Genomic DNA, 11698 nt, shown 5'->3' with positions numbered 1-11698 from the left:
TCCAGAACATTGCTCAAAAGATTTTGCCTTATTAGCAGGAAAATCTGTTTCGCTATAACGGAGAATTCTCATATCTCCGTGTCTTGTATTAAACCGAATATAATGTTTGAGATATGACCACTTTGTAGTGCCATCTTCTTCTGAATTATAGTAGGTTGAAAATCTTTCTACCTCCAAGCCTTGGACAATAATCATAGTTCCTGTTGTAAATCTTTTGTAAAAAAAATCTTCGTTCAAATTATTTATAATGTTTGTACTTTGTCTCTTAGGTTTAGGTATAGAGAATAAATTTTGGAGGGTTTGCCAAGGATGATTATCTATATTAGATTGGATATTATATTGAGGACTTAAATTATCTTTAGGATTATCTATTGATATTGACCGCCAATTATCTTCATTACTACAGCGTGTGATCAAAGCAAATTTTTTAGCAGCAAAGCATAACTTTGAGCCTTGGCATTTGTAACCAATAAAGTCACCTTGAATTTTAGTAGATTTACCAATTGAAAAAAATGCTCTATAGGGAGTTATTCCATTAACTTCTTCTGTTTCGCTTAAACCAATACCATTATCAAAGAATATAAAGCCTTGATACTGCAACAGAGGATAAATCTCGATTCTTGATGCTTGAGCATCGTAGGAATTAGATATTAACTCACGAATAACCTCACAAGGATCTTTACGGTTAACCGAAAGTTCAGATAAAACGTGCTTGTAATCTATTTCTGGGTGCTGAGTCATACTGGGTTACTCAAGATAAACATAACATATAGAATTATACAAGTTGGTGTGAGCTTTTTCTAACCTGATTCAGTTTTTACCCAAAATCACGAAACTCCTTACCGTGCCATATTCTTAATACAAAAATCCCATCCTCAAGACGTAAATATCGCACAACATAATCACCAGCTACAAGTTCACGGACATTTTCAAACTCCGTTATAGAACGCCCTATATCGGGATGCAGTACAAGTTTTGCGATCGCTTGTCGCAGCCGCAGAGATATGCGTTCTGCCGCTTTGGGATTATGAACTGCGATAAACTCTCGTAGACGAATCAAATCTTGAACTGCACTTTCCGAAAACTCTAATTTCATAGCAAAGGAGCCTTAGTTTCAGCCGCAGTTCCCCAAGTCTCCAACCATTTCATCACCTCTTCTCCTGATACCACGCGACTGGCTTCAATATCAGCTAAAGCTTCTTGAGTTTCTTCCAATATCCTTTGTTTAAGTTCTTCCTGCTCAATATACCGACGGAGAGCATCATTAATTATCCAACCTTTAGAACGCTTAGTACGGTTGGCAGTGATTTCAAGTTTCTCTTGTAAGTCATCATCAAGCCGAAAACTCGTGGTACTCATGAAATTACCTCAATAATGCACAACAGCTTATTGCATTATTTTTAATGTAATTCATTATTCATCAACTTTCAACCAGAGAAGTCATGAATAGTTCATTTCTCAGACTCCTTCTTTCTTTGCGTATTTGCGTGAGACTATTTCCCCTATAAATCCTCATGCAACGCCCCCAAATTGCGGATCTCCGGCCAAATCATCGCCGTCACAACCACCACCAAAATCGTACCTATTCCCCCACTAACCACAGAGAAAACAGGTCCAAATAAAGCCGCAACCGCGCCAGATTCAAAACCCCCAACTCATTGGACGCACTAATAAACAAACTATTAATAGCCGCAACTCGACCACGTAAATGAGCAGGTGTGTTTTACATTAGGAGACAAGCAGGGTGCAATTAAAGATTTCCAAACAGCCGCAAATATATATCAAAAAGAAGGTAAGGAAACAGATTATCAAGATGCTATGGAGGAAATTAAAAACATAATCAAATATCGAAATCATGGTTAAAGATATTCCATTTATTGACCTAGAATAGTTGATTTTCAAGATAGGTTTTACAAAAGTTCCAACAACAGGTTCTCAGCAAATCTATCAATATCCATTGTCAGGAAATTTGGTCATTTTACCAGCTTACGCACAACAGGCTTATGTTCAACCTGTGCATTTGGTAGCTGTACGTCGAGTATTGATAGAAAATGGGTTAATCAATACCAATTCTTTCGACAGTTTTTTAGGAAAGGTCGCAAGCTAAAGCATCACCTATAATTACACTGTCTACATATTATCCAAAATCTCCCTTACCCAAGCTTCCTAATCAGAAGATAAAGCAGGTTTTAGAACTTGTGAATAATCAATTGCTAAATCAAATCTAGCCCGTTCATAGATTTCATTAAGTAACCTCTGTAAATCAATCACAGGTTCATTTTCTCCTGAACGCAAAGGAACGGGAAACACAGGAATAGGATCTTGTAAATCAAAACTGTAAAGGTCTGCATCTGGTCGTTGATGACTGCGGCTAACTAAAATGTGATAATCGCTTTTAGTTGCTCCTAGAATTGGTAAAGATTCACCTAATCTCAATAAGTCAATTTCCACTAAATTAGTAGCAGATGCTAAAATTTTTTGTCGCTTGTTTTCGTAAACAGTTCTACCTTCCTTAGAGCGTTTATTTTTGGGAGAAAGTATTTCAATTACAGTCACTACTTCCCGGCTTTGTGTGGCTTTCACTTCCAAAAATCGCTCAATTACCTCTTCATACATGGGAACTTTAACTTTACTAGGTTCTGCTAGTTTTGTAGTAGTTAAAGTTGTCCCAGTTTCTGCATTATTATTTCTTTTTGCAACAGCTACATCAGCAATTCCCACTAGAAAAATATCATCCACACTTGTGTAAACTCGCTCCTCAATAGAAACCCTGTATTGAGGGGCAATTTGAGGAGTTAAATCATCAGCTATAGCGACAATCAAACGGTTATGTACTTGATGCCATAATTCAGGTTGTTCTAAATACGGATTCATACCAGGAAATGGATTTTGCATTTGCAATGTCTCCAACTTATTTACATCTCCTTTGATAGAATTATTTTATCGCTCTGTAGGTTGGCTTGACAATTTTTTTGGATTATACTATGCCTGGGGCGAGTTTAGTGATAGCATAACCTAAAGTATATTTAGTTAAGTGAGCAGTATTGCGATATAACCTCTCATTTAATCCACCTAATCAGATGGGATTTAGAATGATTAAAATTAACTAATATGTGTAATTATTAGTGACTTCCACTTGCTAAACTAAAAGAGTGTAATTCAATATAAAAACCCATTTAGTTAAGAATGCTAGACGACAACTATTCAGTAACATATTAAATTATTCTGCAACTTGTAACGGATTTTTACTTAACATTACAGCTTCATCAGGATTTCTACCTGAGCATTTAAAGCATCAACATTATCTAAGTTACCAAGTGCTATGGCTGCCTCTTTTCTCACATCAGAATATTCGTCTGTTAACGCTTGAATCAAATCAGGTAATAAATTTTGATCGGGCGTTTTTTGTAATACTTGAAGTGTAAATTTTCGCACTTGCCAATGTTCATCTTTCATGTTAAAAAAACAGTGTCACTTCCACCTAAAGAACCATCTGTTGCTGTTTAATACCTAAGATTATTCATAGTTTCCCTAAGTCTCTGATTAACTCAGCCATGCTGGGTCATTTTTCATGGCTTAGTCTAAACTCCAGTTAATGACAATCCCCTCCCGTGGCAGAAACAAATCACTAAACTCACTCCTGGAAGGTCACTGCACTCATGTTCTTTCCTCTAGTATTGCCCCTATTCAACGCGAAAGACTGCAAGAGTGGCTAGAAATCAGCAAAGTATTGACATCATCCGCAGATGCTCAAGTTAGTAAAAATTTTCTCAAACAGGAGTATGAAAAGATAAAACGGCAAATATTAGCTACACTGCAAACAAGTGATACTGGTTCATCCTTTGATATATCTGGATAATAAGTAAAGTTTTGTAAATAAAATTTCTTGATTAACGCAAATTATAGTTATATAAAATGGAAAGCTAAATTTAACTGCACTCTCGACATAATAAAAAGATGTCGACATCCTTGGCAGCAGGAGGAAGCAAACAACAAACGGCTCTATTCTTTGAGATATGAGCTTTTTGGGTAATTTTTGTATTCCACTAAATTAGTTTCAGCTATATACAATAGCATCTTCTACAAAATTGGTCTGGGCATTATTAGACTGAAATATGATTACTGAATTTACCTGTGTCAGATCCTGTGAGATCAAGAGTTAGGTGACTGGTAATCGAAGTTGACGCCCCAACATCCCCAGCTTTTTTCCGCTGGTGGAACCAAGCAAGAGAAGGAGGTCGCCCACTGCGACAAAAGCAAACCTACTCTATGCCATAGTGGAACCTGAATCTAATCCCCACTGATGCTTGAGAAGCTCTTTATAAGTTGCTTCCCTTACAACCATTTGTTCATAGAGTTTAACCAAAAACTCTTGTGCTTGTTCATGGCTCATGTTCTTGACCTGTGTAGCAAATGAACAAATGCTAAATTGCTGTTCCAAGGAAAGCTCTATTGGTTGATTCATAGTTAAAACCTCAAAAAACAACGCTTAACAGTGATATTGGTGACAGAAAAGCCAAGGGTGTGAGACTTGGGCTGATATTTGTTTTCAGCATTTGTTTTTCCTCTGTATTAAGAAAGATAACAATTGTTTGACAAATTGCCCAGTACCTTGCGGTTAATTTTTCTGTTTCTAAATCTTGCGTTTAAATCTAATGTTTTAAGCCCATGATTCCTGAAAGCAGGTTTTATGTAAATAGACTTATGGACCAATCAAGGATTTTTACAGTAGATTTATTTGAGCTTGATTGTTGATCCTTGCAGTTGGGACTAACAAGGGCGATAATTTCAAAATTTCAATTTTCTAAATAATAGATATCTCCGAGAATTACATAAGCATAACCTGAAACCCTTGGTAGGGACAATTCATGAATTGTCTCTACGTCTTTTTCGGAGAAGTCTAATGTAAATTTAGCCTCATCAGGTGAATTGAAAGGCTTAAAGATATTTTTAGCAATTTGCTAACATAAAAAATGCTCAAATTGAACAAAATGCTGAGTATATTTACTTTGTTGGTTTTTGGGCATTGGAAGATAGGGATATGGGAAGAATAGATAATTAGGGTTTGCTGAAAAAGTTATCTGTGAAAGACCAGTGACAGGTGACAGGTGACATTTTCGTAAAGTTTTCATATTTATATGGCTAACGCCACGCTACGCTATCAGCAATCCCTAATTCCCTATTCCCTATTCCCTATTATGAATTTTCCTCAACAACTACAAGGACAACAGTAATGTTGTCGTGTCCACCTTCCTCTTTTGCTGCTTCAACCAAAGAGAAAGCAGCTTTATCCAATACGGGAAAATTGTCAAGGCAAGTTTTAATTTGGGGAGCGACGAGTTCTTCCGTGAGTCCATCACTACATAAAAGTAAGCGATCGCCAACCTGGATATCTAGTGGTTGTCCTTCCACCTGATGCAAGTCTTCACGTCCCAAGCAGCGAGATAAAACATGACGGAAGGGATGAACTCTAGCTTCTTCCTCAGTGATATCGCCTATTTTGATAGCTCTGGCCACCCAAGTATGATCCTCTGTGATTTGCTCTAATTGGGATTTCCGATAACGATATAATCTTGAATCGCCGATATGAGCGCACCAAGGTAAATCTGAATCACGAAAAACCACTACAACAGCAGTAGTCCCCATATCAGCACGTTCAGGATGATTTTGCTGATCCTGCAAAATTGCTTCATTAGCGAACAATAAAGCGTTTTTTAATAATTCTGGCGTAGATTCAGAAGATTGCCAATTTTTTTCTAAATATCCCCGAATTTCTTGGGTAGCAATGTGACTGGCCTGTTCTCCTCCTGCATGACCGCCCATACCGTCAGCAACTATAAAAAACCGTCCTTCCGGGTCTATATAGTAAGCATCTTGATTATTAGAACGAATAAGTCCTGGATCGGTCAAACCCACGAAGTTAAGTTTCATAAATTTGTGCAGCAATAATTAATACTTCTGATCATAACGGTCAAGGCGTGAAATTAGGCGGAGAAGTACAAGTGAAACTCCGGCAGCAATTAAACCTGCTACTGCTGCTAACCATACATAATGATTCACCAAAAGAATCGTAGCAGAAATTGTAAATCCACTGATGATCAAAGCATAACTCATTCCCATTTGAATACTAGTTTGTCGCCTTAACAGACGTTCTGTTTCTAGGGAACGAACCCGCAGACGAATATCACCCCGTTCTAGTTTATCCAGTGTATCTTCTAATCGACGTGGTAGACCTAAAGCAGTGCTACTGACTTGTACTGCTTGACGACTTAATTCATTCAAGAAACTATTCCCCTCTGAACCACTACTATTAGTCATAAGTTCCATTGCATAAGGCTGGGCAACTTCCATAAAATTAAATTCTGGGTCTAAACCCTTTCCCACCCCTTCCAGGGTAGAAAAAGCCCGCATGACAAAGGTAAAAGTTGCTGGAAATCTAAATGGTTGATTGTAAGCTATTTCATACAGGTCTTCGCTGATGGCGGCCACTGATTGAGATTCAAAAGGTTTATCCATGAAGTTATCCAGCATATACTGGACAGAACGCCGCACCGGACCCATGTCGTCTATTGGTGCGATCGCACCCAAATCAATCAGAGACTGTACCACGCGATCGCCATCTTTTTGAGCGATGCCAAACAAAGTTTCCATCAATCCTTCGCGGACATTGGATTTAATTGTTCCCATCATCCCGAAGTCGTAGAAAATCAAAGCACCATCGGCACTAACTGCCAAATTACCAGGGTGGGGATCAGCGTGGAAGAAACCGTTATTTAGTAATTGGTGTAAATATGCTTGAGCGCCATAACGAGCGATCGCTCTCCGATCCACACCCGCAGCTTCTAAAGCGTCATATTGACTCACTTTAATTCCGGGAACATATTCCAAAGTAATGACCCTAGAAGTAGCATAACGCCAATAAACTCTGGGTACTTTCACCCAGTTGTAAGCGCGGAAATTGCGGCGAAAAGTATCAGCATTGCGCCCTTCATTTAGGTAATCAATTTCCTCCCAGAGAATGCGACAACATTCTTCATAAATACCCATCCAATCTCGTCCCCGTCCCCATTTAGGATGATTTTGGAAGTAGCGGGCAATACCTTTGAGAATTTGTAAATCTATTTCAAACAGCTTTTTGAGTCCCGGACGTTGCACCTTGACAACTACCGATTCTCCAGAATGTAACACAGCTTTGTGAACTTGTCCCAAACTAGCAGCAGCCAGGGGAACTGGTTCAAAACTGTGGAATAGTTCAGGAATTTTTTTACCTAACTCCTGCTCAATAATTGCCTCTACTTGTTCATAGCTAAAGGCTGGTACTCTATCCTGTAACTTAGATAACTCTTCCACGTATTCACTAGGAAAGATATCAGCACGGGTAGAGAACAGCTGACCAACTTTAATAAAAGTCGGTCCCAAATTTAAAAAGGTCTCTCTAATCCAGATAGCTTGGGCTTTACGTCTAGCAGCTTGTTTAGCTTCCGTTACACCCCCAGGATAACTCCAAGCTTTATTATACCGCCAAATTTTGAACATTAAAGTCAGAACAAAAGACCAAATATCCACAAAACGGCGTTTGCTAGAGTATTTTTCCCGATTCCAACGGTAAGCCTTACCTGAATAACCTTGTTCCATATTTTTTTCGTACCGTTGGGTATTCACGGAATCTCCACTAATAACAGACACTCTTCGTAATGGGTAATGGGTAATAAATGTTATTTTTCCCTGTTCCCTGTTCCCTGTTCCCCGTTCCCCGTTCCCTTTATCTATTTTGACGCACTGCGATATTTTTGTAATTCAGTGCGTAATAAGGCGATTTCTGCCCGCAATTCGTCAATTTCTGCTTGTAAGTCTGTTGAACCTACACCAGATGCACCGCTACCTTTGGTTGTTCCAGTTGCTGAGGCTTCGGCAGCCCGATTAGCTCGTGCTATGACTTCCTCTGTAAACTGGCGTAACTGTTCTCTGGCTTCAGCATCAAATTTACCCAGTTCGCTCAAAGCATCGGTCAAGGCGACTTCTACACGCTCATTAATTACTTCTGCTACTGCTCTGCCTACAAAAAAGGCTTGCACAAGAGGATTACTCATAAATTTTTGTAAAGTTGCTCCGCAAGAAAATTATAACTTGCATTCAGCATCAGGTGTTGACTATCATTCAGAATTTTATCAGTATTGGGACGCTAATGAATTTGTATAATTTTAGCTGGTAATCCCTCAAATACTGGAATTATTAAATAATTTTAATATCTAAATAATTATGAATACATACGTAAATATTTATTGCAATATATTTAATTTAATATTAAATATTTATTAGTTCAATTTAAATTAAGTAGAATAATTAAATTTAAATTGTCACAATCAGGATTTGTCAGAATCAGGATGTCCAGGATTAGAGGATTTACAGGATTAAATATTAAATATCAAAAATTAAACGCAGATGAACGCAGATGATTTTTAGATCATGATCAGAATTTCCTGGATTTAAGGATTTACATGATGTTGTTTTTCTCTGTGTTCTATGTGACTCTGTGGTTCGTTTTAAAAAATAGAATTTGTCAGAATTAGGATAACCAGGATTAAAGGATGTACAGGATGGTAATTGATTAATTTTTTGTTGGTGTTTAAGGTGGAATTTTTCAGAATTAGGTAACAGCACTTTTTCACATATAAATTACTAATTCAAATTACTAATTTTTAAATCAACATTAAATCAACATCCTGAAAATCCTCAAATCTTGGACATCCTGATTCTGGCAATATTAAAATTAACGAGGATAATGTTTAGCTAAAAATTCCCGCGCTTCAGATTCATCCTTAATGGTACCATCAAGAGTAGCAGTCAATAAATCATCCAAAATTTGTTTAAAAATCGGACTGGGTTTATACCCCAATTGTTTTAAATCATTGCCATTTAACAAAGGTTGGACATTTGCCAAATTAGTTAAATAATACCAGATTTTCCGTCTAACTTGGCGGGGACTTTTCAAGGCAACTAACATTAAAGTTGGTGCATCATATTTTTTCAATAAGTGGACTATTTGACTCGGTAATTCACAACTTGGTAATAATGAAATTACCTCTGTTTGCATTTCTGCTAATTTCTTTAATCTATTAATACTATCATCAGCTAATTGTAGATTTTTAGCTACCTTTGTTCTATATTGCGGTTCTAAATGGGCAATTAATAACTCTAAACGCATTTGCCAAGGATGTAAAAAAGGATGTAATATTTGTTGTTTTTCACAGCTTCGCAAATATATGATAATTAATTTTTCCAATAAACGTAATTCTCGTAAAATATAAATATCTAATTTTAGGGTAGGATGGATACATTGTAAAGCACCCAAATCATCTAATAATTGTAAAGCAGATTGCCAATAGGGAGCTTCTACAATATGTTTTAATTCAGTTTTTAACCGAGTTTGTAAAGCGGGAGTTTTGACATTTTCTTGAGTTGTTCTGTCATAAACTCCGCTATTTATGGCATAGTTAATATACTCTTTTGTTCGCTGTTCAATGGCAAATCCAAACCGCACAGCAAAGCGAACTCCGCGATAAATACGAGTAGGATCTTCAATAAAACTGTTAGGGTGTAAAACTCTGATTTCCTTAGCTTGTAAATCTAATAAACCACCAAAAAAATCTAATAATTCACCGCTACGGGGAGATGTTAACCTTAATGCCATTGCATTAATTGTAAAATCTCTTCTATATAAATCTTGACGAATAGAACTAGCTTCAACTTCTGGGTTAGCTGCGGGATAAGGATAAAATTCTGTTCTTGAAGTGGCAATATCTACCCATAATGAATTTAATTCTGGGTGTTTATGCCATAATAAAGCAGCAGTTTGAAATGCACCATGAATTTCTAAACGTGCATTTTGATAAACTTCCTGCAATACTTTTGCTAGTTCCACACCTGCACCCACATCCGCTGCTTGATGAAAACCATCTACCACTAAATCAATATCATTAATCATTAATGTGCCAGTTTGTCCTTCTGCTAATAGTAAATCACGTACTGCACCACCTACTAAATAAAGATGCCAACCACGTTTTTCAGCTGCTTGAGATGCTATATTTAATAATTGCCAAAGTTGCGGCTTTAATTTAGCTTGTAATTGTGGTAATGTAATATTATTTTCGCTTTTTTGATCTATTTCTTCATCACTTATATCACTTTGATGCAGTTCCCTTAAAACATCAGTACGAGTGACAATACCAACGAGATTTTCATTTTCTAAAACTGGTAAACGTCCAATGTCATAAGTAACCATTAAATACTCAATTTGTGGTAGGGTAGCGTCTGGCGTAATGGTCTTTAAATTAGTGGTCATGTAACCTTTAACTGGTGCATGATTAAATCCGTGATGTAAAGCAATATCTAAATCACGTCGAGAAATAATACCCACTAATTTATCTTGATGATTGACAACAGATAAACCAGAATGTCCGTAACGCAGTAAAATTCTTTGAGCTTCAGCAATAGTGGTTTCTGGGCGAATAGTTCGCACAGGAGAAGACATTAAATCTCTGGCTGTGGGAGGATGGGGAATTTGTGATTTTAACCCTGCTAATAGTTGTTGTAAAATTGATTGTGAATCAGTGGTTCTAATATTGAAAGATGCAGCTTGAGAATGTCCACCACCATCGAAAGGTTGAAATAAAAGATTAAGATTGGTATGGGTAATTTGGCTTCTACCAATTACTGTTAATCTAACTTCTCCATCTTCTAAAAGATATTCATGGGCTAACAGTAAAGCATCTATTTCTGTTAATTCTACCAGTTCTGATGCTAAAGCTGATAAACCAGGTACAAAATTATCAGTTTTGAGAGTAACTCGTCCAATGGTATATCCCCGGAAACAAATATATTCTAAATTTTCCAAAGATTGAGTTAATAATTTTTGTAGTTGGGGAGATAAACCTGGATCTCGGTAAGTTGCAATTACAGATAAACTTGCCCCTTGCTGCATCAACCAAGCTAAAGCCAAAGCATCTCTGGGCGTAGACTGATCATAAGTTAAAGAACCTGTATCAACATGAATACCCAAAGCCATTACTGTTGCTTGAGCAGGATTAATAGAAATATGCTGTTTTTGTAATTCTTCCACCATTAAAGTGGTCGTTGCACCGACTTTATCAATATATAATTTTGTGGTGGGAATATTGCTATCTTGTGTTAAATGATGGTCATAAACTATGATTTCTTGAATATGCGGTAAATCTAACCATACAGCAGCTTTTCCTAAGCGATCGCGCTGTTGAGTATCTACAACCATCAAAGAACGTATTTTTTCAGGATTTACAGAACGTCTTTCAATCAGTGAATATTCATCCCGATACAAAGCCAAAAAATCTCGTACCGGTGGATGAGATCCCCCAGTTAAGACAATCTTACTTCCTGGCTTGAGGCAAGTTAACCCCACAGCCGCCCCTAAAGCGTCAAAATCAGCAGTTTTGTGACAAAGAATTATATCCATGATAGGTGATTGGGGACTGGTGACTGGGGACTGGGGACAGAAAAGAGAGCAGGGGGAGGTTAATAACCCATTACCCATTACCCATTACCTCTTTCCTAATAACTGATCAACTGTTACAAAGCAGCTTTAAAATATTAATTGTTCAGAAGACCTAAATTAAATGGTTCACTGATCAGCCTAGTCTGTCTATCATATCGTGACAGTCTTGGT

Annotated in this window: 12 protein-coding genes and 1 pseudogene; 2 read left to right on the top strand and 11 right to left on the bottom strand. The window is 37.2% G+C overall.

The annotated features are described in order from the left end of the window. The 4 genes and pseudogenes from FFR48_RS06270 to FFR48_RS29295 all read right to left on the bottom strand — a co-directional run. Positions 1-741 (bottom strand): ATP-binding protein (locus tag FFR48_RS06270; protein WP_137666742.1); only part of this gene is annotated, 741 nt, incomplete at its 3' end. A 76-nt stretch (positions 742-817) separates the two neighbouring features. Next, on the bottom strand, positions 818-1096 hold the full coding sequence (locus FFR48_RS06265; RefSeq protein ID WP_137666741.1) for a type II toxin-antitoxin system RelE/ParE family toxin: 279 nt from the start codon (positions 1094-1096) through the stop codon (positions 818-820). After that, complete coding sequence (locus tag FFR48_RS06260) at positions 1093-1359, bottom strand: CopG family ribbon-helix-helix protein (protein ID WP_096568974.1); 267 nt, start codon at positions 1357-1359, stop codon at positions 1093-1095. The genes FFR48_RS06265 and FFR48_RS06260 overlap by 4 nt, the downstream gene beginning before the upstream one ends. Before the next feature lie 143 nt (positions 1360-1502). Further along, positions 1503-1720, bottom strand: a pseudogene (locus tag FFR48_RS29295) (MFS transporter); the annotation flags it as partial. Between FFR48_RS29295 and FFR48_RS06250 the strand changes: the two are divergent. Beyond that, positions 1717-1863, top strand: a complete 147-nt coding sequence (locus FFR48_RS06250; RefSeq protein ID WP_162501847.1) for a hypothetical protein — start codon at positions 1717-1719, stop codon at positions 1861-1863. The pseudogene FFR48_RS29295 and the gene FFR48_RS06250 sit on opposite strands and share 4 nt — an antisense overlap. A 303-nt stretch (positions 1864-2166) precedes the next feature. On the opposite strand, the gene FFR48_RS06245 is transcribed toward FFR48_RS06250, so the two are convergent. Further along, complete coding sequence (locus FFR48_RS06245) at positions 2167-2895, bottom strand: DUF4058 family protein (RefSeq protein WP_137666740.1); 729 nt, start codon at positions 2893-2895, stop codon at positions 2167-2169. Positions 2896-3255: 360 nt separating this feature from the next. Next, positions 3256-3456, bottom strand: a complete 201-nt coding sequence (locus FFR48_RS06240; protein WP_137666739.1) for a HEAT repeat domain-containing protein — start codon at positions 3454-3456, stop codon at positions 3256-3258. Positions 3457-3595: 139 nt separating this feature from the next. Here FFR48_RS06240 and FFR48_RS06235 point away from each other — a divergent pair, with 139 nt between their 5' ends. Then, on the top strand, positions 3596-3859 hold the full coding sequence (locus FFR48_RS06235; RefSeq protein WP_137666738.1) for a hypothetical protein: 264 nt from the start codon (positions 3596-3598) through the stop codon (positions 3857-3859). A gap of 408 nt (positions 3860-4267) precedes the next feature. Here FFR48_RS06235 and FFR48_RS06230 read toward each other — a convergent pair whose 3' ends face one another. The 5 genes from FFR48_RS06230 to FFR48_RS06210 form a co-directional block, all read right to left on the bottom strand. After that, positions 4268-4465: an NblA/ycf18 family protein gene (locus FFR48_RS06230; RefSeq protein WP_096568971.1), complete on the bottom strand. Its 198-nt coding sequence runs from the start codon at positions 4463-4465 to the stop codon at positions 4268-4270. A 731-nt stretch (positions 4466-5196) separates the two neighbouring features. Next, complete coding sequence (locus FFR48_RS06225; RefSeq protein ID WP_096568968.1) at positions 5197-5931, bottom strand: PP2C family protein-serine/threonine phosphatase; 735 nt, start codon at positions 5929-5931, stop codon at positions 5197-5199. Between the two features lie 18 nt (positions 5932-5949). Next, positions 5950-7635 (bottom strand): ABC1 kinase family protein, encoded by a 1686-nt coding sequence (locus FFR48_RS06220; protein ID WP_137666745.1) that lies wholly within the window; start codon positions 7633-7635, stop codon positions 5950-5952. Between the two features lie 131 nt (positions 7636-7766). After that, entirely contained in the window at positions 7767-8090 is a 324-nt protein-coding gene (locus FFR48_RS06215; RefSeq protein ID WP_137666737.1) for a DUF6825 family protein, read from the bottom strand. A gap of 680 nt (positions 8091-8770) precedes the next feature. Further along, on the bottom strand, positions 8771-11488 hold the full coding sequence (locus tag FFR48_RS06210; protein ID WP_137666744.1) for a CBS domain-containing protein: 2718 nt from the start codon (positions 11486-11488) through the stop codon (positions 8771-8773). Between the last annotated feature and the right edge of the window lie 210 nt (positions 11489-11698).

This window comes from Sphaerospermopsis reniformis (assembly GCF_005402885.1).
Lineage (GTDB): Bacteria > Cyanobacteriota > Cyanobacteriia > Cyanobacteriales > Nostocaceae > Sphaerospermopsis > Sphaerospermopsis kisseleviana.
Note: the sequence above shows the minus strand (reverse complement) of the source record. Positions and strands in the feature narration are given on the sequence as shown.